The organism is Caldicellulosiruptor morganii (assembly GCF_026810225.1).
GTDB classification, from domain to species: Bacteria; Bacillota; Thermoanaerobacteria; order Caldicellulosiruptorales; family Caldicellulosiruptoraceae; genus Caldicellulosiruptor; species Caldicellulosiruptor morganii.
In genome coordinates this window covers 1820884-1844636 of record NZ_CP113865.1, presented here as the reverse complement: position 1 = coordinate 1844636, position 23753 = coordinate 1820884, and the positions used below count along the sequence as shown (strand labels likewise).

The window sequence follows — 23753 nt, the reverse complement described above, 5'->3', positions numbered from 1 at the left end:
TATAATTTAGTTAAGAAAAAACTCAAAAAACGGATAGGTGAGAATAAATGAAATTTTTATTTGCGAATTTACAAATAAAAAAGAAATTTATATTAGCTTTTGTGATTTCTGCTTTAATTCCCCAAACTATTCTGGGGATTATTCTTTTTTTAAACTTAAGAGCAATTGCCCTGGAAAATGCCATCAAAGACACAAGAAAAAATGTTGAGGATGTGAAAATTAAGCTTATGGATATTGTACAGAATGCTGTTGATATTTCCAATAAATTGTATCTTGATAAAAAACTTCTGAATATACTTTCAACAGAGTACAAAGATATATCCAAAATATACGATGATTATACTTCATATACAGAGCTTTCTAATCTCATGTCTATTTACAGCAAAAATATTCATGCAATAAAAATTTATGCCTTTAATCCTACGCTGCTTGATACAGGCGAAATCGTAAAGGTTGACGATTATACAAAAAGTCAAGAATGGTTTAAAGAGGCTGTAAAAGGTGATGGAAAAATTTTATGGGGACTTGTGTTTGACAGCAATCCATTTAGACCACAGTACTATTTTAGCTTGACAAGACTTTTTAAAAATTCCTATGGTGAGAAGATAGGTGTGATGGTAATTTACATAGGAAAAGAAAGGCTTGAAGAGGTACTGTCACTGCACTTGAACACATTGGTTGTTACAGACAAAGGAATAATTGTTGCTGCAAAAGACAGAAATTTTGTTGGTAAGAAACTGAATTTCAATTTTTCTTTTCAGGATGGTAAACTTATTGAGAATGTAAATATTGATGGCAAGAAAGCAATGGCAATTTTAGGAACAATTAATGCAAGTGAGAGTGGAAATAGCTTTCTCAGAATTGTTTCTTTTTTCTCTGAGAAAGATGTATTTAAAAGGGTCAACAAAATAACTTTTGTCACCTTTTTACTTATACTTATCAACTCGGTAGTATCACTTCTACTTATGCTTTTATTTTCTAAACTGATAACAGGTAGAATTGCAATATTGAACAGGAAAGTAAATGAAATTTCACATGGTAATCTGGATACACAGATAAATATTTTAGGAAACGATGAAATTGGACAACTGGCAAAAAATATTCAGTCAATGGCAAAGAATATTAAAAACTTGATTAATCAGGTGTATCTGGCAGAAGTTCAAAAGCAGCAGATGATTGCAAAACAGAGAGAGATTCAAATAGAAATGCTTTGCAGTCAAATGAATCCACATTTTTTATTCAATACTCTTGAGGCTATCAGGATGAAAGCTTTTTGTACCGGTCAGTATGAAATTGCTCAGGTTGTTTATCTTCTTAGCAGTTTAATCAGAAAAAGCTTGGAGATGTCAACAGAATTAATAGATTTGGAAAGAGAGATTGAGATTGTGAAAGATTTTTTGGAAATACAGAAATTTCGATTTGGAGATAAAATAGATTACAAAATTGAAGTTCAGAGTGATCTTCTTTCTTCAAAAATACTTCCGTTTACCATCCAGCCGCTTGTAGAGAATTCGATAAGGCATGGTATTGAACCAATGATAGGAAGAGGAATTATTGCTATTAAGTTATTTGAGAAAGATGGAATGATAAATATAATTGTAGCAGACAATGGAATTGGGATGTCAGAAGAGAAGCTTAAAACTATCTTACAGACATTAGACAGCAAAGACAGAAGTCATGTTGGGCTGAAAAATGTTTATCATAGGCTAAAGCTATTTTATGGTGATGAAGCAAAAATAATTATAAACAGTGAACCTGGCAGAGGCACAAGTATTGAAATTCAGATTCCAAAGAGGTGAAGATGACTTGCTCAAAGTAATTTTAATTGACGATGAGCCTATAATATTACAGGGTCTTCAAAAAATTATTGATTGGAATGCATTGGGATTTGAGATAGTTGCCACTGCTCAGGATGGTATGGAAGGATTAGAAAATATAAAAAAATTTAAACCTGAAGTTGCTCTGGTTGATATTAGAATACCTGGAATAGATGGGCTTACGTTAATAAACAAATTAAAAGAGGAAGGAGTGAATACCAGAGTTATAATCCTTTCAGGGTATTCTGAGTTTGAATATGCAAAAGAAGCAATTGAGCTTGGCGTTGAAAGTTATTTGCTAAAACCTGTGGATCCTCATTTGCTTGAACAAAAGCTGGAAAAAGTAAAACAGAAGATTGGTAAGGAAATTGAACTGCAAAAGATTATAAAAACAACTCAGGAAATTGGTTTGGAAAAAGTAATTGAAAAGCTTTTATTGGGGACACTTGATAACCGTGAAATAGATTATGTCAATAGTTTTTATGGACTTTTACTTCCGTGGAAGAAATATCAGGTTGCAATAGTAAAATTTTGCGAAAAGGATAGCCAAAAGATTATAGAAGAAAAGATATTTCAGTTAAAAAAAGAAGTAGATTTGTTTTTAAAAAGAAATTGCTGCGGGTATTTAACCATTATTAATCACGATATCTGTATTCTTTTCAAAGATTTCTGGTATCCATTCAATAGCAAAAGTATTAACATGTTAAAGGAAAGCCTGGTAAGAATGGTTGGCAACCAGGTGGTAATTTCAATTGGTAGTGAAGTAGATGACTACACTCTTATAAAAGAGTCTTTTAATGAAGCAATTAGATTGCTTGAAAAACGATTTTTATTTGGATACAGAGGGATTGTTTATATAGGTGAGTGTTTGGAAGACAAGAGATGTGATAAAGTTGAATTTGATGATAAAGAATATGCTGAAAAACTGGCAATGGCAATTGTACTAAATGGGTTTGATAGCATTAATAAAATAGTAGAAGAAAAGAGTGAGCATTTTCTACACGCCAATTTGTCTGAGGATGATATAAAAATAGGTTTTTCAAATTTTTATATTGAGACGTTATACAGGTTATCTCATAATGAACTTTACAAACCTATTATTGAAAAATACCTTAATAAGGATATTTTAAAGAGTTTTTATATTCAATCTACCCTGACAGAGTTAAAGGCTTTGATAAAGTTCTATTTTCTATCTCTTGCAGATGAAATTGATAAAATGAATCCCGATAACCTTAAACAGAAAATTTCAGAATTTATAGAAAAAAACTATTTTGCAGATATAAGATTGGAAACAATTTCGGATGCGTTTGGATACAATAGTTCTTATTTTAGTAAACTATTCAAAAAGGTATTTGGAGAAAATTTTACAATATATCTGGACAGAATAAGAGTGGAGAAGGCAAAAGCCTTTTTAAAAGAGGGCTATAAGGTATCTGAGACGTGTAAAAAAGTTGGATTTGATGATGTCGATTATTTTTGTAAAAAATTCAAAAAATATGTAGGCATTTCGCCAAGGGAGTTTAAAGAAAAACAGAAAAATTGATGTATTCATAAAAAGCTACAGGAAAGGCTTTTTTTGATGTCCAAACTTTGGGGTATAAAATGTCAAAAATGTGGGGTATGGTAATTTTATTTTTCTTTTTAAAATCAATTATGTGGACATGAGCAGGAAAGCTGACATGCAAAATTGGAGGTTTCAAAATGCACAGTAAAAAACTTTCCAATAAACTGTGGCGACAGAAATATCTAATTCTAATGATTTTTCCTTTTATAATATGGCTTATCATTTTCAGATATATTCCACTATGGGGCTGGATTATGGCATTCCAGGATTATAAACCTGGTAGACCTATTTGGAATCAAGAATGGGTTGGATTTAGGTGGTTTGTTGAGATGTTTCAGGACCCTGACTTTTATAAGGCTATGAGAAATACCCTGGTGATGAGTTTTATGGGTTTAATATTCGGCTTTCCATTACCAATAGTCTTAGCCTTGCTTTTAAATGAGATAAAGAATATAGCATTTAAAAGAACTGTCCAGACAATTTCATATCTTCCACACTTTGTTTCATGGGTTGTTGTGGCAAGTTTGGTAAGCGAAATTCTGTCACCAAGTGGTGTGATAAATCAGATTTTACAAAAGCTTCATCTCACAAATTACCCGATTATGTTTATGGCAGAACCTCGTTATTTCTGGTGGATAGTTACATTTTCTGATATTTGGAAAGAGCTTGGATGGAACACCATTATATACTTGGCGGCAATCACTTCAATAAATCCTGAACTGTATGAGGCTGCAACAGTTGATGGAGCAGGAAGGTTTAGGAAGATGATAAGTATAACTTTACCGGGGATAATGCCCACAGTTACAGTTTTATTGATTTTAAGTATAGGAAACATAATAAACATAGGTTTTGAAAAGCAATTTCTTTTGAGAACTGCGGCAACAAGAGATGTTGCTGATGTGATAGATCTTTATATACTCACATATGGTATTGGTACAGGAAGATACTCATTTGGAACAGCTGCGGGTGTTTTTAAGTCTGTTGTGAGTTTGGTTCTCCTTGTTTTTGCTAACTGGTTTTCCAAAAAGACAACTGGCTATCGCATGATGTAGGGTGGAAGCGCAAACTTTGAATCAAGGAGGATTTTTAGGGTGAAAAAGAAAGCTGCCGGTGAATTGGTTTTTGAAATTTTTAATTACACACTGATGATAATTTTGGCTGTGGTCACTCTCTATCCTTTTTTGCATGTTTTAGCTGTGTCTCTCAATGACCCTTATGATACAGTGAGAGGCGGAATTACAATATTTCCAAGAAAGTTTACCATGGTAAATTTTATAGAAATGCTCAACTATCCACAAATTCCATGGGCTGTTTTGATAACTGTGTTAAGAACAGTTATTGGGACTGCAGTTGGGGTTTTGTCAACTGCTATGGTTGCTTATGTTATAAACAGGAAGGATTTTATTGCAAGAAAACCGGTTGCTATAATGTTTATTATCACTATGTATGTGGGTGGAGGCTTGATTCCTGACTATATGCTGATAAGAGGGCTTGGGCTTATGAATAATTTTTTGGTATATATTCTGCCAGGTCTTATAAGTCCTTTTAACGTTATTGTTATAAGATCATACATGGAAGGCCTTCCTTCAGATTTAGAAGAGTCAGCAATGATAGATGGTGCAAATGACTTTTTAATATTCTGGAAAATAATTTTGCCACTTTGTGCCCCTGTTATTGCAACAATTAGTTTGTTTATTGCAGTTGGGCATTGGAATTCCTGGTTTGATACATATCTATACTGCTCGGGTGAACCCAAACTTACTACTTTGCAATTTGAGCTTCAAAAGATTTTATCAAATGCAGCTGCATCCTCTCAGGTAGATTACTATAGCAATCTTGATCCCAATAGAACAATGAAAGTCACTCCACATTCTTTGAGAATGGCAATGACAATAATTGTAACACTTCCAATTTTGTTTGTGTATCCATTTGTCCAGCGATATTTTATACAGGGTATGACAATAGGTGCAATAAAGAGCTAAGTACCTCAAAAAAATATTCAAATGTAGGTTTTAAGCTGGTTTGTCCAGCTTAAAATAAATTGAAAAAATAAAAAAAGGGAGGTTTTAAGAAACTATGAGAATTTCAGAAAGATTTTTTACAGTTATTTCGGTAGTTGTTATTATTAGCTTTGTATTAAGTATTTGTCTGGTTGGTAATGCCGGAAGTTCAAAACTTGTAAAGCCTCTCAAGCCAACACCTGAGGCAAAAAAGCCAATTACACTCACTATGTACAGTGCAGAGACAAACCCAAATGACGATGGATTTAAGTCACCGGTTGCACAGAAGATAAAAGAACTTACAGGTGTCACTTTAAAAATTGAATATGCAGTAGCTCAGGGTGCAGGAACGCAAAAACTTCAGCTGATGGCTGCAAGTGGTGATTATCCGGACCTGGTATATGCAAAGGGGGATTTGCAACTTCTTAAAAATGCTGGTGGAATACTTCAGTTAGACAGCTTAATTGATAAATATGGACCAAATATTAAAAAAGCATATGGTAAAAACCTCAAGAGACTAAGATGGAGCCCTCAGGATCCACACATTTACTGTTTGGGCATTACAACAGACAATGACGCAACCTTAGATGTTAATGGCGGTTTTATGATTCAGCACAGAGTTGTAATTGAACAGAATTATCCAAGGATAAGGACAATAAAAGACTTTGAAAATGCAATAGTAAAATACTGGAAGAAACATCCAACCACAGAGGGACTGCCAACAATTCCACTGACACTTTCAGCAGATGACTGGCGAACTGTTATTTCGGTTACAAATCCTGCTTTTCAGGCAACAGGCGCGCCAGATGATGGAGAATTTTATGTTGATCCTAAAACTCTTAAAGTTATCAGACATTATAAACGTCCAGTTGAAAAAGAATATTTCAAATGGTTAAACCACCTGTGGAATGCAGGAATTCTTGATCGGGAAACATTTGTACAGAAGGACGATCAGTATAAAGCAAAAATTGCTTCGGGAAGAGTTCTTGCCTTAATTGATGCTGGCTGGGCAGTAGGTGAACCAATTACTGCTTTGAAAAAAGCAGGTAAGTATGAATACACATATGGATATTATCCTGTCACGGTCAATGAAAAGATAAAGCAATGTCCGCCTGACGTAAAGGTGGGGTATACTGGTGGCTGGGGTGTTGCTATAACAGTAAAATGTAAAGACAAAGTGAGAGCAATTAAATTCTTGGATTGGATGTGCACAGAAGATGCCAATATATTAAGACAGTGGGGAATTGAAGGCGTTCATCATACCTATGTAAATGGTAAGAGAGTATTTACATCAAAATATGATCAGATGAGGAAAACCGACCCAACATTCCCCAAAAAGACGGGTATAGGTGTATATTTGTATCCATTCCCGAGACTGCCCAATACGTATGTTGATTCTACAGGTAATCCAATTGCACCTGACACGAGGAAAGAAGATATAAGAAAGAACTATAGTGATGTTGAGAAAAAAGTACTGTCAGCATATAAAGCAGAAATCTGGAAGGATTTGTTCCCAAAATCCAATGAATATCCTGAAAAGACATGGGGATATTTGTGGATGATATCAATTGATGATCCAAGTATAAAGACTATTAATGATAAAATCTGGAATTATACATTATCAACAATTCCAAAAGTTGTCATGGCAAAGGAAAAGGATTTTGATAGGGTATGGAGCGATTTTCTTGACGGCTTTGAAAAACTCGGAAATAGCAAGGTAGAAGAATATTATACAAAGAGGATTAAGCAAAATATAGATTTATGGACAAAGTAAGGCTATTTTTAACTCAGGATATGAAACAAGAAGGGGATGAACCGGTATAAATTTTTTGGAAAGGTCATCCCCTTTCTTATTTCAACCAAAATCCTAATTATTACTTTCCCTTTTTCTTGGCATCAAAAAAGTCTCCCCTCTTTTTTGCTATTCAGGAGAGACCATTTGCTATTTTTTACTCCTATTTTTTCTACACTTCACTTCAAAGCCAGTTGTCTTAAAACAAATGGCAGGGGCGGAGGGACTCGAACCCCCAGCCAACGGTTTTGGAGAGCTTTTCGGGAGTTACACCTCAAGCCTCAAATCTTTAATCTTTATTTCCAGAGCTTAACAAATTCCCTCATCGCTTCTTCCTGCATAGTAGGCAGAACATGAGAGTATGTATCAGCTGTGAGTTTGATGTCGCTGTGTCCTAAAATCTCAGCAACAATTTTAGTGTTGACCCCCAGAGAAAGCATAAGTGTCGCAAAGGTATGCCTTAAATCGTGGAACCTTATGAGAGGAAAATTATGTTTTTTAATAATCTTTTTAAACTTTCTGGATAAATAGTTAGCAGTCAGGTTTCCAGTAGGAAGTCTTGGGCATACAAAATCATCAGGCTTTGGCTTGGTGATTTCATATAGATTTTTTAGTTCCTTGTAGAGAATATCGTTCATATACACTGCACGTTTTGAAGTTTTAGTTTTCAGATTGACCGTTTTTAAACCCCTGTTTTTGCGTTCTGACTTAACAATACTGATTACCCGTGTTTCAAAGTTAACATCGCACCATTTAAGAGAAAGTATTTCGCCTGCTCGCATCCCTGTGTGCAGAGCGATGAGAACAGGATAATAGATAGGTTCATCTTTGATAATCTCCAAAAACCTTTTTGCAGTTTCAATATCCCAGACATCAAATACTTTTTTCTCAGGCGTTGGCGGTACAACCTTTTTCACAGGATTGTCGCTAATATATTCCCACATTTGAGCATGTTTAAAAATTTCATGTAAAAGCCTGTGCAGTTTCAGAATTGTGCAGTTTGATTGTGTTCCTGCAAGAGCAATATAGATATTTTGAATATCAATTGGCTTTACCTCATTTAAAGGTTTACTTCCAATTGCCTTAAGGGCTGGCTTTAGAAGTTGTCTGTATCTTTTTTGTGTTGAAGGTTTAACTGCTGTGTTTGCATAAGCCTCAAACCAATAATCAACAAACTCTTTAAAAGTAATAGATGAACTTGGGACTTTTGAATATTGTTTGAGGATTTTTAAAACATTTTCAAGAGTTGTTATCAATTCTTCAATATTAAGTTGTTCAACACTCATGGCTATACCCCCTTCGGGGTTAATTATAAACCAAAACTTAGAAGGAGGCAAAAGCTATGAAAATAGGTAAAAGAGAACTTAAAAAAATGGAGACTGCAGAAAAAATCAAATACTACTTTTTCGAAAAAGAAATGACAGTAAAAGATGTGGCAAAGAAAATAGGAATTTCAAGGCAAACAATCTATAATTATTTAAACAAGTACGGTCTGATAGATATTGAAGAATACGAAAAAGAAAGACTTAGAAGAAAAGAAGAGTCAAGAAGAAGGAAAATTGAATATATCAAAAACTACATAAGGAATAAAAGACTACAAAAGAAAGCTGAAAAGCTGAAAAAAGAATTGGCAGAATTAATTGAGAAAGGCATAATTTCAGAGGCAGATATATGGAACTGGTTAGAAGAAAGTTACGCTTACCTTGATTCAATTGTAGTAATGCAGCAATATAAGGATTCACTGTACCTTTCATACGAAGAAAGAAGAATGACTCCCTGGACAAGATTCTGGGAATCTATTGCTAACTGTTACAAATACGTAGGCGGTGGCAAATATGTGCGTCTCGATAGCGTAGGCGGCGCGCTTGTTCCAACCTGCTTGCCAAAAGTAATTAAATCTCCCAATTTTGCAGGCAGAACAAGAAAGGGTAGAACAGATATAACAGCAGCACAGCAAGCAATGGCTTAAAAATATTCCAAGTTTTACTAAACCCTTTTGCAAGGGACTGATGGGAGTATTACGCCCTTTTGAAATAACAAATTATGTTATAAATAACAATAATTACAACCAAGGAAGTGCTCAGCATGAACATAAGAATAACAAGACATGCAATAGAAAGGTATCAGGAAAGGATAGAAAGGTGCTCGGATGATGAGGCAATGAATATGATATTGAAAACAGTGTACCTCGGTAAGGTGATAGCGAAAAGGAAAAGAGGAGCATACACAGAAAAAGCGATTAGATACAATGACGCCATAGCAATAACATACGAATATGAAGGCGGAGTCATCGTTGTATCAGTTATAAAAAACGAATATGAAAGGTGCTGGTGGAAAAGGCAAAATAGATTGTAAATTGCTATATGCATTTTAAAATAAAACAACAAAAAAGGTGGGTGATTGATATGGAAGAATTGCAGAAGCTTTTTCAGCTTGTGAGCCCTGAGCAGTTTGCAGACAAAGCAGGTAAGTTTTTTTACACTTTTTTTGTCTACTTTGACAACTGGCTAAAACCGCTGTCTGCAATTTTTCTAATAATTGCTGCCATTTGCATTTTGATTGGAATTCCCACGCATTCTGACGCACTCATTAAAACAGCAAAAAGAATATTTACAGGAATTTTTGTAGCATGGTTAATAAGAGTTTTTGGTCCTTCTTTCATTTCACTTTTCTACAGCTTCAAAAAATAGGATTGAAAGGAGGTGAAAAATGGTGAAGAAGAAATTGATAAGCATAATGTACACATTAACGGCTATGCTTTACGCAGTGCCAGCTTTGGCAACTGATTCAACAACTTCTTTCTTCAAAAATGCAGGAGTTTCACAGAAGGACCCTGCTGCGGTAGCAGGAAAGTTTATAAAAGAGGTTGTTGCACCGATTGCTGCAATAGCCGGTCTTGTCGGGCTTACTGTAATTGCTGTATGGTTTTTTGCAAAAATCATGACAGCAAAGGATGCACGTGAAAGGTCAGAAGTTATGTCAAACTTCTCATGGAAACTCATTGGAGCAATCGGTCTTTGCTTGATACTGACAGTAGGCGGCTTTTTATACTGGCTCGTGGGGAAAATAGGTAATGTTAAGTAAAACTAATAAGAATATAACCTGACGCGGGCTGTTCATTTTAGAACAGCCCTTTTCGCTTTCTCTTTTTAAGCTTTACAAAAAAGGGGGAAAGTTTTGTGCGAACATTCCAGGTTCCTTTTGAGAGGGAGTTTGAGGACAGAATTTTCTTTGGAGTTTTGACTTTGCGGCAATTTCTAATCATTGGCTGTTTTGTTGCCTTCCCAGTAGTTCTTGCTCTTTTTTCAAGGTCGCTTATTTTGTTTATAACCCTTGTCCCAATAACATCACTTTTAGGACTTGCACTTGCATTTATAAAAATCAGAGGTGACACTCTCACAAAATACTTCAGGCGAATAATAGCTTTCTATACAAGACAGCGGACTTTTCTGTACAGGAGGGCAAAATAATGTGGCTGGTATTCGTAATGCTTTTCATTCTCATTGCAGGTATTGGTGCTATATTTGTAATCTACATTCAAACTAAAAAAGACACTGAAGAGCATTCATCAAGCAAGACAACATCTACTAAAAATCACAAAGGAAAGAGCAACAAAAAGACAAGTTTAAAGAGCTTATTTAACATTACAAATATACTTGAAGACGGAACTGTTTGTATTGAAGGCAACATATACTCAAGAATATTCTATTTTTCCACACCCGATTTTGTTTTGCTTTCTGACTCAGAACAGCAGCTTTTTGAAAATGATTTAATCACAATTGCACGAACAATAGACATTCCAGTCCAGCTTTTCACAACAGTCCAGAGAGTGGACACAGCAGCATACATCGAGATACTTGACAATGTTATTAATAACACAGACACAACAGAGCAAATTAAAATGTACACGAAAGCTTTAAAGGACAGTCTTGAAAGGCTCAGAACAGGCAGTGAGTTTTTTGTCAGGAAAAACTACATTATCTTATCTGTAGCAGAACAAAGACAAGATATAGCAATTGACAAACTTGAACTGGAAGCTAAAAAGCTGTTTCAATTATTTAAGCGTGCGTCAATAAAAGTGTTTCAGCTTGATAGAAACAGCGTTCTGCAGCTTTTTAGAGACATCCTAAGGAGAGACAGCACACTGCTTGTAAAAAAAGCAATTGAAAGCGGTGCGCTTTCCACTATACTTACTGGAAAGGGGATAGTGGTTCATGAAGATAATAAAGAGGACAGCCAGGGAGCAACAAACAAAGTTGAATACGGTTCAAGAGCAGCAGGAGAGTGACATGTTTGAGCTTGCGCCAGATATTTATGAACTTATCCTGCCTGACACTTTTCATGAAGAGGCGGATTACATCTACCTTGGCGCAGAGAATTATTGCAGGGTTTATGTACTTGATATAGATTATCCGTCCGAGATGTATGTTGGCTTTTTGACGGTCTTCTTGACAAAGGCGAGATAGCAATATCTGTGTTTATAGAGCCAAGGGACACCGGTCAGGCAATACGGGATATCACAAGACGGATAAATGAAATGAAGTCAAACGCAATGCTGCAAAGAGGAGAACCTGATTATAAGCTTTTGGCACAAATAGAATGGTACGACGCTCTGCGTGCCTCACTTCAAAGAGGCATTGAGAAAATCCTTATGGCTCAGGTGTTCATAGTGGTATACAGCAAGAGCCTTGAACAGCTGCGTGAAGACTGTATTAGAATAACAAAGTTTGCTGAGTCACTCGGACTTAACATGAGAGCTTTAAGTTTTGAACAGGCAAAAGGATATATCTCCTGCCTTCCGCTTGGCGCAAGGAACCTAAAATACATCGAGAAGTTTAGACCCATGACTACATCAGCAACTGCCTGCCTTTTCCCAGTGGGCAACACAGATATAACATATGAAGAGGGTTTTTACATTGGCTACAATGCAATAACAAACAGTCCGGTATTCTACAACCAATTCGACAGAAGCCTTCCCAATCCGCACATGGCCATCTTCGGAACCACCGGTGCGGGAAAATCAACAACAATGAAGACGATGCTTGGCAGGATGGCAGCGTACGGCTACAACATATGCGTACTTGACCCAGAACGTGAATATGAGAAGATAATAAACAAGCTGGGCGGCAAGTACATCAGGATAAGACCGGGTGAAAAGCTTGGTATTAACCCCTTTGATGTTGAAATCGAAGAGGAAGAGGGCAAAAGATTCATCGACCTCAACTCGAAAGTTGCAGATATCAGGTTTATTTTAAACATCATATCCGAATACTACGTTGGAAAAAGGCTTGATGGTGTTCAGATGGCAATAATTGAGCGCATTGTGAGAAAGCTTTACTATGACAAAGGTATAACTTCTGACCCAGAAAGCCTTTACACTTCAGCAAGGACGGATGAAAAAGGAAGACTTATTGTTGGGAAAATCAAAAAAGAGCTTCCAACACTTTCTGAGCTAAGAGAAGAGCTTTTTAAAGAGAGCGAAACACAGGCTTTGGCAAAAGCAATGGAGGTTTTCGTTGGTGAAGGGTCTCTGTCACTTTTTGACTGCCAGACCACAATTGATGCTGATGATAAAATAATTGCATTTGACTTAAAGGAATTTGAAAGAGATAACTTTTTGAAGTTTTTTGCTTCTGTAAATATACTCAGCTGGATATGGAACAAGTTCTCGAATGCTAAACTGAAGGGTCAGAAGAAAGTTGTAATATTCGATGAGGCATGGATGTTCACACGATACCAGGCATCGGCAGAGTATTTGGAGTTTATATCAAGAAAGGGACGAAAGTATAAGATATCTTTGATGATAGCATCCCAGACATTGCTTGAATTCTTGCAGAACGACACAGGAAGAGCGATTATAAACATGTGCGCAAGCAAAATATTAATGCGACAGGAGAGCGACATGGCTGCGCAGATTGCAGAGTTTTTCAGGCTATCAGAACGCACAGTTGAAATTATAACATCTGCTGCCCAGGGACAGGGGATTATTATCAACCCTCGCGAAAAGATTTTCATTCAGGTAACGCCATTTGATTTTGAATGGGAATATGTAACAACATAAACGTGTGAGGTGTTTAAGAAAAATGAATTTGATAATGAAAAGATTAAAAATTTCCCTGCCAGCAGTAATTTTGCTTTTAGCTTTTGTTCCTCTATACGCTTTTGCTGCCGACAGCACAGCAACAAAAACTATCAAACTTGCATTCAGTATAGTAAGTATACTTGGCTCTGCCTCTTTATTTGTATCAATTACTTTGTTCTTCATCCGCTTGATGGCCCACAAAAACAGCGTTGAGAGAACAAAAATAATGCAGTGGTCAAAGTACATCCTGGCAGGCAGCATAATTATCTTTGCTCTATCTACAGTTGTAGGTATTATGCTTCACTACCAGCAGCAGCTTATAGACATTGCAAAGATAACTTTCACAAACCCTGAAAAAGAATCTACAGTTAAAAAAATACTGTTTGATATAGGTGATAAACTGGATATATTTGTAAACGCAATAATAAATGTGTTAACAGCGTTCATTGTTACACCCATTGAGTGGCTTGGAAAACTTGCAGGCTTTAAGCCAATGAATCAGTTGTTTTTTGAAGGAAATCCGTTTAGCGACAAGGAGATGGATTTTCTCTTAAAATACTACTGGGTGGTTACTTCAGTTGCTTCGGTGTTTATTATCCTGCTTGCTGGCAAGACAGCTATAAAGCTTATGTTCAGCGGCGTAACAGCATCAGAGAGGATATCACTCACAAAAGAAATTACAACATGGTTTATGGCACTGCTTATCATAGCAACTGCCCCCTGGATATTATTTCTTCTGTTTGAGTTCTTTTCGCTTCTTACAAAATGGCTTCAGAGCGTTATAAACAGCAGTTTTTCGTACACAACAAAATCAAATGAAACTTTTTCGACAATTATCGACGTTTTTGGACTGCATTATGACGAATCAAAAACAGCAGAGGAAATAGCCCAGGACAATACAATCATAGACACATTCTTCTATCAAGTTTGTGGTTCCAATCCTGCCAACACAATCATCATGAAAGCATTGTATATACCGCTCTGGGCAAAAATAAACCTTGTGTTCATGGTAAGAAAATATATCCTTGGTGTCTTTTTCTTGTTCACACCATTTGCAGTACTGATGTGGGGAATCAAAAGGGATTCAATGCTGCTAAATGTCTGGTTTGGTGAAATTTTGACAAATGCATCCATGGCATTTTTCTATGCGTTCACTTACATGACCACAATACACATATTCACAGCAGCAGGATGGACAGGTTGGGCATTTGGGTTCATTGCAATGTACTCAATCCCCAAAATTGCGGACACGCTAAGAAACCTTTTGCAAAACCTGTTTGAGCGCTGGGCAGGGGTGGACGAGCTGAACCTTGCACGACCTGCACTCGGTTCGCTTTCAAATATGCTTCTTGGTTTTAGAAATGCTTTCAATGCACTTGGCATGATTAGACCAGCAAGAGTTGCAAGCTCGGCAAACATTGAAGAGCCAACCACAGCGCTTTCTCCTGCGCAAAACAGAGCAGTTGTTATGAAAGACGGCAGAAACTATGATGACGATAATAGCTTTTTTGCAACCGGTACATCTACTACTCCACCACCTTACTTTGGCCCAACTCCAGCAGGAAGCTTTTTAGGACCAAGACCACCATATGGTGGTGGTAGTGGTGCAGCTACAGCAAACACAAGAAAGATGGCAGCAGCCGCAGCTGTGGTAGGGCTCACCGGTGGTGTTGCAGCACCTGCTGCTGCAACAGCGGCAGGCTCAAGTGGAATGGCAGCAGGCTCGGGTGCTTTTTCAGCCCAGGGTGCATATTCTGGCTCTTTTGCATCAGCAAACTTTTCATCTTCAGGTTTTAACATGTTCAAAGAACCTTTCTTTTCATACAAAATCGATGACAGGATTGATTCAGCTGTGTTTGAGAGGATACAGCAAAATCCTGAGTATCAGCCATACTTTGAACAAACAGGGGGGCTTTTTAAAATGCTTTCAAGCGTAAACAAGGCAAAAGTGTTTGTTGAGGCAGTTAAAACAGGTGATACAACAAGACTTGAAAAAGAGTACAATATCAGCGACAATACAAAACATGCACTCAATGCTTTGCATCACGTATACAAAATAGAAAAAGATTTGCTGCTTGGTCAGCTCGGTCTTCGTGAAATGAAAACACGAAATCAGAAGCGGTATTTTGTAAAACCAGACTTTTCAGAATTCAGAACATAAAAGTTCAAAGCTTCAATCCTATGTGATATGATTTTTATGAATCAAAAAATATACAAAAAGAAAGGGGTATAGCTATGAAAAAGAAAAAAGTCACAAAAGAGAAAATTACAGTTGTGGACCTTGAAGAAAAACTCATTCAGGAAGGTGCAAAAATATTACCTGCTGAAGCTTCTGACAGGCTTTGCTGTATTCATGACTGCATTGACAATGCACACTACAAAATAATCAACCAGAACGAAGAGACTTATGTTTGCTCTGTGCATGCTAAAGAGTTAAAAACTGTAGTAAAAGCTAAAATCACTGCTGATTATTTCCTTGAAAAACCCAGCACCACGCTTGTTTTACAGCTTGGTGATTACAACCTTTATGTAAACCAGACTGACATTGATTGCGATGACCTTGAAGAAAAGCTAAGCGAAAAAGGGATAGAAGAAAACAAAGTTGACAAAGCAGTTATTGAAAGCTCTGTAGCAACCCATGAAAATGTAACCTATGCAGATGTGATTGATGGCAGACTTTATTATATTAGCTGCCTGCCGCCAAACGATTTGTACTTCCCAACCAGCAGCGAACTTTTTATTGTCAGAGAAAAGATAAAAAGCGGCGATTATGACATTGTAGAAAAGCCAAAAGTGGTTTTGAACTATAAAAACATATACGAAGGTTTTTGGGATGATGATGAGTTTAAAGCTTTAGAGCCCAAAAGAGCTTACACAGGAAGCTGCTATGTTTGTGGCAAGCCGGTAAGCTACAGCATTGGGAAATACAATCTTTGCAAAAATCACTTTATGCAGGTTCAGCAGGGTATGCTTAAAGACATTTTTATAGATGCCTTCAATGGGGTGCTGTGCCATATACTTCCTTCTGATTTGCTTATGGTAAACTTCAATGGCAAAGACTTAGACATTGAAGTGTATAACTTAGAGGATTTGTCAGAGATAAAGGAGATTATCAGAGACTACAAGATGAAGCTCATAAACTTCAATATTGAGTTTGCTGAGAGGTTCATAAGATGTCCTGAAATAGCTTTTTCTGCTTTAATCGACGATCGTATAGTGACATACACATGTGACCTGGGTAACGACTTCATAACCAAAGAAGAATGGGACGAGATTGTAAGAAGGATAATAGAAAAAGGATTACTTGATTAATAAAACCCAAAAAATATGTTGAAAATTCTTATCATTTGGGGGTATCATATAATTAAGGAGAGGCAAATTAAGAAAGTTTTCTGAGGGTAACCCCCGCCCTCATCTGAGTCCAATACAAAAGGGGGAGTAAAACGAAAGATGAGTAGAAAAAGGCGGCTTGTTGATGAAGGTTTCAAAAGAGTGCTGACAAACAGTGCAAACATCAAGTGGCTTTTGACAGAAATTTTTGAGGTTGTACCATTTCAAATTGGAGTTGAGGACATAGAAGTCATAGCCACAGAGTCTATCAACAGGCAGTGGAGAGCACGCAGGTCAGACATGGTGTACAGAATAAAATACAAGGACGCATATATATGTTTGCTGTTAGAGTTTCAAAGCACGAAAGATGAGCTCATACACCTGAGGATATTAGAATACATGCTGCTAATCCAGAAGAAGTACATGGCAAAAAACCTTCTGCCAGTAGTGATACCTGTAGTGCTGTATACAGGTGACCAGGAATGGACACCAGCAACAAGCTTTGAACAGAACGTGATTTATGGAGAGGATTTTAAACAGTATGTTCCAAAGTTCAGCCTGGTGTTTGTGGATGAGCGTATGATAGACGATGAGAAACTTTTGAAGGGTGCAAATCTGATAGCAGCAGCTTTGTATGTGGATAAGGTATCAAGCAATCCAGAGAAGGTGGCAGAGCGGCTTGAATATTTGAGTAAGCATGTAAGATTTTCAGAGGAGCAAAAGGAAGAGTTTTGCGAGTGGTTATACCACGTGGTATTAAAAGGATACGGATTTTCAGACGAAGAAGTGGACGAGTTTTTGTTCAGGTCTGACTTTCTGAGATTGGGGGTGAATGAGATGTTTCTCAACACAGCTGAGAAGATAAGAAAGGGCTTGGAGAAGGAGTTAGAAAAAGAAAGAAAACAGGGCATTCAACAAGGTATTCAACAAGGTATTCAACAGGGCAAAGAACAAGCACTGCTGGAGGTAGCCCAGAAGATGATAGAGGAAGGAGCAGAGGATAGCTTTATTGCCAGAGTCACAGGACTTGACATGGAAAGGATAAGGGAGCTTCGCAGCAAACTTGGCAAATAGAGAATACTGGTTGAGGGCAGGAGGCAGGCGCAAACAAAGCGTCTGCCTTTTGTTTTTTTTAAGAAGAATAATAAAAAACAAAAACAGGGGAGTGATTTTCATGTACCAGCAGGAATTTGAAAAACTTTTAAAAGCACTTGCAGACAAAAGTGTTTTTGCCTTACTTATAGTCGAAACTGAGGATGGCAAGGTTATTTTAAGGCCAATAGGTGGCGAATGGGGAAGCGGTATTATACCTGCAATTGAGGAGATGGACAGAAAATACCCTGGCTGCAAAATGAAACTACTTGAGAGGAACTACAGAGATTGGTTTGAATATTTTCAACATGTTATTCCAAAAGAGAGAATGATATAATTAATTCAAAAGTACACAAAAAAGGGAGTTGAACCAGTTATGAGTTATGAAAAGACTGAAAAGATAATAAATGTCTCAGACATTCAAGAATTTCCAACATGGCTTGGTTCAAAGTGTCTTCTATTATCACAGTTTGGTCTTGACCCGTACAGGAACACTGATGAAGAACTTTTAGAGGTCTTGGAGATGACTGCGAAAGACCCTAAATATCTGGATATTTGCCTCAAGTTGAGCAGGTGCAAAGGCTTTTACGAAAAGTTTCTTAAAAACGAGACGCCTTTCTTTGACCAGGACCCGATTGTAGTCAGAGAATACAATGGCAAGTTCTGGGTCATAGAAGGGAAGCACAGAGTCTGTCTTGCCAAAAGAGCGGGTTTTGAAAAGATAAAAGCAGTTGTATATCAATTAAGAGAAGACACGTTAAGTCGCATACCGGACATTGGCAATCCCGGAGTTTTCAGATTTAGTTACAAATGCAAAATTGATGAGGCGGGGAGACGAGAGCACAGAGGTGAACTTGGTGCACAGTGGCTCAAAACAGTCACCAACTATTTCTGGGCTATTGATACTGCCCAGCCTTTTTTGCTGAATAGCAAACACGACACAGATGGGAAATTTGTTGAGCTTGTTGAAGGGGTAAAAGTCAAAGTAAGTGTTAACATAAAGAAAACAAAAAGGCTGTTCTCTAAACCTTCAAAGACTATTGAAATAGAATCAGAGGTAGCAATTGAAGAGAATCATAAAAAAACAAGGATCTGGCTCCTTTCTGTACACTTTTGCACGACACAGTTTTGTTCCCAGAAGCCTGTTTTTACAACTCTTTTCAGAACAGGTTTGTGGCGCAAACAACACGAAATGGTTTTAGAAGAAAGGTGTATTTGTGAAATCTAATAAAAAGGAGAGCGAGGAGTTGGACAAAATGAAAAGTGAGTATACCGAAAAGATAATAAATGTAAGCGACATTCAGGAATTTCCGACAGAGCTTGGTTCAAGGTGCTTGCTTTTATCAAAACTTGGTTTGAATGCATACTACAATACCGAAGAAGAAATACTTGAGGCTTTAGAAACCACAGCAGCAGACCCAAACTATTTGGAGATTTGTCTTCAATATAGCAGGTGCAGAGGCTTTTTTGAACAGTTTATAGAAGGTAAAACACCATTTTACGAACAGGACAGAATTAAATTAGCCGAGTACAAAGGCAAGTTCTGGGTTGTAGAGGGAAAGCACAGAGTCTGTCTTGCCAAAAGATTGGGGATAGAGAAAATTAGAGCCCAGGTGTATCAGCTGAAAGAGGACATATACAGTCGTTTGCCGGGCTCAGGAGAGCCGGGCAGCTACAAATTCAGCTTCAAATTGGAAACGGACTTTTCAAGATACAGCTTTGAAGGTGAAATAGCCCTTTTGTGGCTTGGGAAGATAAAAGAAAAATACATGTATATTGACCCATTTTTGCCGTTGCCTCTACACTGGGGATTTGACACAGAAGGCAAATGGACTGAGTTAATAGATGGTGTTAAAGCAAAGGTAGAAACCCACGTCAGAGAAGAAAAAAGATTGTTTGGCAAAGGCAAGGTTATAAAAGAAATAGAGGCTGAGGTTGTGATTGAACCAAATCACAAGAAAACAAGGATATGGCTATTTTCTGTGAAACCTACAAAAAAGGTCTCAAATATCTTTTTTGTTCCATTATGTGACCTTGAGGTTAAAACACTGTATAGAACTGGCTGCTGGCGTAAAAAGCACGAAAACAGAATAAAAAGAATTACTATTTGAAAGTTCAAAAGCCTGCTTTTAAAAGCAGGCTTTTTGTTGTTAGAGACAGAAAATCAAAACTATGAAAAATCTGAGGAGGTGCTAAAATGATAAAGAAGCTCATAAGCAGGTTAGAGCCTTTTGATGATTGGGTAAATAATACTTCAGAGGAAGAAAACCTGGCTGCAAAAGACGCTTTGAAAGAGTTTCTCTGGCAAATTAAAGGTTTAAAGCCATCTTCAGAATATGCTAAATCTTCAATAACACAGCTTCACACAAGTTATATACTGCATCTTGTTGCGGTGAAAAAAGCTCTTGCCCAGAAGAAATATACACGTGCCTGCAATGAGATTATCACTTTACTGAACAAGGAGCCACTTGTGCAGCCAAGAATTTTAAACAATCTTATAAACCTGCTTGCTGAAGAGTTAAACAAATAGGAGAAAGGAGTTGGACGTATGTGTTTGAAAAGCTCTTAAGAAAAAAGAATACGGATGTTTCAGACGTTGCTCCAAAAAGAGAGTTTCACTTCGCACTTGGCTTTATCAAAAAAGCGATTGAAGACGAGGACAGGGAAGGCAAGATAGAAATTCTATCATTTGTTGAAAAGCTTTTGAAGGAAGACCTCAGAAGTGATATGCTCACAAAGATAATATACAATCCAGACAATATGTTAAACAGAAACTCATGGTTTCCACAACAGTATCTTAATTATGATAGTTCCAGTGCACAAATTATTGAAGTAGACCTCTCAACAGCATGTGTGATTGCTTATCCCTGGAATAGTAGAAGATACGAAAAGATGATTAAAATTCTGGCCAGAGAGGATTTTAAATACGATAAAACCAATCACTTTGCTGAATATTATGTCCCACTGGATATTTGTTTTATAACAAACGGTCACCATTCAATAGCAGCTGGCTGTGGTTATAAAAAAGGTTCAATAAAAGCAAAACAGGTAGACATAACACCTCTGTTTGAGAAAATCTACACAGACGGTCAAAGCTGGTATGAGTGCGGCACAGGAAAGAAAGTATTCGATGTTCCTGATTTCAGAATAGCTATTTTGTTTGAAATTGCGAGGATGAAATACAAACTTCAAATAAACTAAATTTAAGGAGGGATTTTGAATGACAAAGGAAGAACTAATAAAGTCAATGGCAGAGAAAAGTGGTCTTACTAAGAAAGATTCCGAAAAGGCTTTGAACGTTTTGCTTGAATGTATCCAGGAAGCTCTTTCAAAAGGCGACAAAGTTCAGCTTGTTGGCTTTGGCACATTCGAAGCAAAAGAAAGAGCTGAAAGAAAAGGAAGAAATCCTCAAACAGGCGAAGAAATTCTTATACCTGCAACAATAGTTCCAGTTTTCAAAGCAGGGAAAGTTTTAAAAGAAGCTGTGTCTGGCCACGCTTGACGGCTGAAAAGTTAACTTAACAAGCCTGCTGGTATCCCAGCAGGCTTTTATTTTTTTATGTAGAGTAAAACAAAAATCAAAGAAAGGGAGTGTGATTTTAAATGAGGTGCGGTATTGACGTTGGTTTTGGTTTCACAAAGGCAGTGAATGAAAAGGGCAAAGAGGTTGTTTTCCCATCTGCTGTCTCCAAAACTTTCATGACAGACATTGGGCTCAAACCCACAAGTGACTACTTTGTAACCTACTTGAACCAGACATATGCAGTCGGGGAAGCGGCAACACAGTGCTTAATAACAGAAACAAGCTTTTCTGAAGAAAGATTCTTCAGCGAATTTTCAAAATTGCTTGTTTTAACAGCACTTATGGCACTCGAAAGCGACAGGGAAGTGGAGCTCGGACTTGGTCTTCCACTGATGCTTTACCCAAAACTTAAAGAGAAGGTGAAAGACTACTTTGAGTTTTTAGAGGAGATAATCATTGACAAAAATGGCATTGCGCACAGCTATCATATTGCAAGGTGTGAAGTGTTCCCTCAGGGTGTTGGTGCACTCTTTTCAATCACCTCACCAGTAGAAGATGGAATATACTGTATTCTGGATGTCGGATTTAGAACAACAGACGTAATTGTAGTTGAAATCAAAAGCAAAAACATAAACCCGCTTCTTGACATGTGTTTTACTGTGGACAAAGGCATGTCGCTGGCTGTTGAACGACTTGGTTTGATGATTGAAAGAAAATACGGTGTGAGCTACGACACAAGCCTGCTTTTTGACATTCATGAGCGCTCACATATATCTGTTCGTGGCAGAAAGATAGATATTGAGCCGCACAAAAAGGAAGTTTTCAGGGCTATAGCAGACGACATAGTTCAGTCCATCTCAAGAAGACTTCAACGTGGCTTTGATACATTTGACGCAGTGCTTGCCTCTGGCGGAGGAGCTTTTACTGTTGCCTCTGTTTTGCAAAAGGAGTTTAGCAATGTTCAGATAATAGAAAACTCTCAGTTTGCAAACGCAAAAGGATATTTAGCTTTGCTTTCACTTGGTTTGTAAACAGCCTGAGAGCTTGATACAGCTGAGTTTGAAGTTGTCAGGACACCAAAAATGTAAACACAGGTGTAAACGCCTCAAATGCGCTTAAAATCTGAATTTGAAAAACATTAACCCCCTAAAATGTAAACAAAACTATGCTTTTTTAGGGGATTTTTGAGGTCAGTTGTAAACAAAATAGCTATTATTTGCAAAGCAAAATCAGAAAAATCAAGGGCTAAACCCGTTTACACTTGTGTTTACAAAATGAGCTTGTTGTTGCCGTGAAAGTAAGATAAAATAAGGGAAAAACCTGTTTACAGGGTGTGTTTTGTTATGAAAAAGAATAAAAACAACGTATACGCTGTGAGGATTCCAGAAGGACACCCTTTCTGGGATGAAAAAGATAAAAAGCAAGTTATACTTGACGCCCTTGAGCTATATTATGCAACAAAAGCAGTTCTGTCAGGGGCAGTCAAACTTGAAAGCATGGAGGAAATCAGCCCTCCTCAGCAGCAGGCAGGACTCGGACTTGATAAAAAGTCAGTCAAATCATTTCTTGACGCTTTTTCAAAACTGTAGCAAATGGCAGGGGATATTCAGATTCCCTGCCTTCATTTTTTCAGGAGGTGTGCTTTAGATGAACAATCCTCTGGCCGGCGAAATCAGGTATCTTTTGGATGAAGCTGAAAAGTATTTGAGAGAGACAGAGTACTGGGTTTTCAAGCTCAGGCAAAACCTCTTTCACTGGCAAAATTTCTTGAAGATGTTTGATAACGATTATATAAGACAGTACGGGATTGATGTTGATAGCAGCTTAATTATTGACCAGTTTGAAGCTGAGTACAAAGATGGAGTTTTAAAAATTCTTATCTTTGACGTTCCGCCTGTGTATAAGGTCAATACACAGGAGGATACATTCAAGTGGAAAGACCTGATTACAAACGCCATAAATTCACTTTCCGAAAAGCCAAGGTTTGAAAAGGCTCATATTCATTTTGAATTCTACGTTCCAGTAGGTCCTTTTTTGAAAGCTGATACAGACAACAGAATGGTCAAGACAATAATCGATCAGCTTGTCACCTGCGGAGTAATACCAAACGATACTATGTCACGTGTGAAAATCACACTGGAAGGGCACACATCAACAAATGTGTTTCCAAAAACAGTAATCAAGGTGACATCGTATACACCACAAACCGACCCTGATATTGCCTCAAGAACACCCCCAAATTACCAAGAAAAAAGTAACAGAAAAAGAACAAAATAAAATTTTGCTTCCAGCAAAAAAGTATAAGCAATAAAAAAATTTGTAAGCAAAACACTGCTGTTTTGTATACTAAATTGGTATACTAAATTGCATGCAAAACCATATACAAAACAAAGCCTGTAAAAATTTGTAATTTGTATAGGGTTTAGTATACCCTCAAGGCTCGGAAAGCAGAGAAAATCTAAGCTTCAATGGTATACAAAACAAAAATTATGGCAGGCACGCAAACACATTCTGTTTGCGTGCGAAAGTAGCAACTCACCACCTCAGGATGAG

Annotated in this window: 26 protein-coding genes; 25 read left to right on the top strand and 1 reads right to left on the bottom strand. The window is 37.2% G+C overall.

Going from position 1 to position 23753, the window contains the following annotated elements; all coding sequences use genetic code 11:
• The first annotated feature begins 47 nt into the window (after window positions 1-47).
• The 5 genes from OTK00_RS09245 (at window position 48) to OTK00_RS09225 (ending at window position 7155) form a co-directional block, all read left to right on the top strand.
• A complete protein-coding gene (locus OTK00_RS09245; protein ID WP_045169985.1) occupies window positions 48-1799 on the top strand; it encodes a sensor histidine kinase in 1752 nt (583 codons plus the stop codon).
• The gene (locus OTK00_RS09240; RefSeq protein ID WP_268760775.1) at window positions 1774-3360 is read left to right on the top strand and encodes a response regulator; all 1587 of its coding nucleotides are present in this window, start codon (window positions 1774-1776) and stop codon (window positions 3358-3360) included. Before OTK00_RS09245 ends, OTK00_RS09240 begins: the two co-directional genes overlap by 26 nt.
• Window positions 3361-3518: 158 nt before the next feature.
• Window positions 3519-4433 carry an ABC transporter permease gene (locus tag OTK00_RS09235; RefSeq protein ID WP_045169983.1) on the top strand — a complete coding sequence of 305 codons (915 nt, stop codon included), beginning with the start codon at window positions 3519-3521 and terminating at the stop codon, window positions 4431-4433.
• A gap of 39 nt (window positions 4434-4472) precedes the next feature.
• Window positions 4473-5363, top strand: a complete 891-nt coding sequence (locus OTK00_RS09230; protein WP_108720989.1) for a carbohydrate ABC transporter permease — start codon at window positions 4473-4475, stop codon at window positions 5361-5363.
• Between the two features lie 94 nt (window positions 5364-5457).
• Window positions 5458-7155, top strand: coding sequence for an ABC transporter substrate-binding protein (locus OTK00_RS09225; RefSeq protein WP_045169982.1), 1698 nt, complete (start codon window positions 5458-5460; stop codon window positions 7153-7155).
• A 314-nt stretch (window positions 7156-7469) separates the two neighbouring features.
• On the opposite strand, the gene OTK00_RS09220 is transcribed toward OTK00_RS09225, so the two are convergent.
• Window positions 7470-8459, bottom strand: coding sequence for a tyrosine-type recombinase/integrase (locus tag OTK00_RS09220; RefSeq protein ID WP_045169981.1), 990 nt, complete (start codon window positions 8457-8459; stop codon window positions 7470-7472).
• Between the two features lie 56 nt (window positions 8460-8515).
• On the opposite strand from OTK00_RS09220, the gene OTK00_RS09215 reads away from it, so the two are divergent.
• The 20 genes from OTK00_RS09215 to OTK00_RS09120 all read left to right on the top strand — a co-directional run bounded on the left by OTK00_RS09215 (window position 8516) and on the right by OTK00_RS09120 (window position 23477).
• Window positions 8516-9142, top strand: coding sequence for a transcriptional regulator (locus OTK00_RS09215; RefSeq protein ID WP_045169980.1), 627 nt, complete (start codon window positions 8516-8518; stop codon window positions 9140-9142).
• A 116-nt stretch (window positions 9143-9258) separates the two neighbouring features.
• The gene (locus OTK00_RS09210; RefSeq protein ID WP_045169979.1) at window positions 9259-9528 is read left to right on the top strand and encodes a hypothetical protein; all 270 of its coding nucleotides are present in this window, start codon (window positions 9259-9261) and stop codon (window positions 9526-9528) included.
• A 50-nt stretch (window positions 9529-9578) separates the two neighbouring features.
• Window positions 9579-9863 (top strand): hypothetical protein, encoded by a 285-nt coding sequence (locus OTK00_RS09205; protein ID WP_045169978.1) that lies wholly within the window; start codon window positions 9579-9581, stop codon window positions 9861-9863.
• Between the two features lie 19 nt (window positions 9864-9882).
• Complete coding sequence (locus tag OTK00_RS09200; RefSeq protein ID WP_268760774.1) at window positions 9883-10257, top strand: hypothetical protein; 375 nt, start codon at window positions 9883-9885, stop codon at window positions 10255-10257.
• 95 nt (window positions 10258-10352) lie between these two features.
• Window positions 10353-10643, top strand: a complete 291-nt coding sequence (locus tag OTK00_RS09195; RefSeq protein WP_045169977.1) for a PrgI family mobile element protein — start codon at window positions 10353-10355, stop codon at window positions 10641-10643.
• Window positions 10643-11461 (top strand): hypothetical protein, encoded by an 819-nt coding sequence (locus OTK00_RS09190; RefSeq protein WP_045169976.1) that lies wholly within the window; start codon window positions 10643-10645, stop codon window positions 11459-11461. Before OTK00_RS09195 ends, OTK00_RS09190 begins: the two co-directional genes overlap by 1 nt.
• Window positions 11430-11639, top strand: coding sequence for a hypothetical protein (locus OTK00_RS09185; RefSeq protein ID WP_241765519.1), 210 nt, complete (start codon window positions 11430-11432; stop codon window positions 11637-11639). The genes OTK00_RS09190 and OTK00_RS09185 overlap by 32 nt, the downstream gene beginning before the upstream one ends.
• Before the next feature lie 8 nt (window positions 11640-11647).
• Window positions 11648-13234: a VirB4 family type IV secretion system protein gene (locus OTK00_RS09180; protein WP_241765518.1), complete on the top strand. Its 1587-nt coding sequence runs from the start codon at window positions 11648-11650 to the stop codon at window positions 13232-13234.
• 22 nt (window positions 13235-13256) lie between these two features.
• Window positions 13257-15416, top strand: coding sequence for a hypothetical protein (locus OTK00_RS09175; RefSeq protein WP_082054645.1), 2160 nt, complete (start codon window positions 13257-13259; stop codon window positions 15414-15416).
• 74 nt (window positions 15417-15490) lie between these two features.
• Window positions 15491-16567, top strand: coding sequence for a hypothetical protein (locus OTK00_RS09170; RefSeq protein ID WP_045169975.1), 1077 nt, complete (start codon window positions 15491-15493; stop codon window positions 16565-16567).
• A gap of 138 nt (window positions 16568-16705) precedes the next feature.
• Complete coding sequence (locus OTK00_RS09165; RefSeq protein ID WP_045169974.1) at window positions 16706-17659, top strand: Rpn family recombination-promoting nuclease/putative transposase; 954 nt, start codon at window positions 16706-16708, stop codon at window positions 17657-17659.
• A gap of 100 nt (window positions 17660-17759) precedes the next feature.
• Window positions 17760-18014: a hypothetical protein gene (locus tag OTK00_RS09160; RefSeq protein WP_157841037.1), complete on the top strand. Its 255-nt coding sequence runs from the start codon at window positions 17760-17762 to the stop codon at window positions 18012-18014.
• Between the two features lie 39 nt (window positions 18015-18053).
• Window positions 18054-18905 carry a ParB/RepB/Spo0J family partition protein gene (locus OTK00_RS09155; protein WP_045169972.1) on the top strand — a complete coding sequence of 284 codons (852 nt, stop codon included), beginning with the start codon at window positions 18054-18056 and terminating at the stop codon, window positions 18903-18905.
• Window positions 18906-18933: 28 nt separating this feature from the next.
• On the top strand, window positions 18934-19788 hold the full coding sequence (locus OTK00_RS09150) for a hypothetical protein (RefSeq protein ID WP_157841036.1): 855 nt from the start codon (window positions 18934-18936) through the stop codon (window positions 19786-19788).
• Window positions 19789-19874: 86 nt separating this feature from the next.
• The gene (locus OTK00_RS09145) at window positions 19875-20207 is read left to right on the top strand and encodes an OTU domain-containing protein (protein ID WP_045169970.1); all 333 of its coding nucleotides are present in this window, start codon (window positions 19875-19877) and stop codon (window positions 20205-20207) included.
• Window positions 20208-20227: 20 nt separating this feature from the next.
• Window positions 20228-20878 (top strand): DUF6710 family protein, encoded by a 651-nt coding sequence (locus OTK00_RS09140; RefSeq protein ID WP_045169969.1) that lies wholly within the window; start codon window positions 20228-20230, stop codon window positions 20876-20878.
• Between the two features lie 19 nt (window positions 20879-20897).
• Entirely contained in the window at window positions 20898-21179 is a 282-nt protein-coding gene (locus OTK00_RS09135) for an HU family DNA-binding protein (RefSeq protein ID WP_045169968.1), read from the top strand.
• 101 nt (window positions 21180-21280) lie between these two features.
• Window positions 21281-22231 (top strand): ParM/StbA family protein, encoded by a 951-nt coding sequence (locus tag OTK00_RS09130; protein ID WP_045169967.1) that lies wholly within the window; start codon window positions 21281-21283, stop codon window positions 22229-22231.
• 312 nt (window positions 22232-22543) lie between these two features.
• Entirely contained in the window at window positions 22544-22789 is a 246-nt protein-coding gene (locus OTK00_RS09125; protein WP_045169966.1) for a hypothetical protein, read from the top strand.
• A gap of 58 nt (window positions 22790-22847) precedes the next feature.
• Window positions 22848-23477 carry a hypothetical protein gene (locus OTK00_RS09120; RefSeq protein ID WP_045169965.1) on the top strand — a complete coding sequence of 210 codons (630 nt, stop codon included), beginning with the start codon at window positions 22848-22850 and terminating at the stop codon, window positions 23475-23477.
• The last annotated feature ends 276 nt before the right edge of the window (window positions 23478-23753 follow it).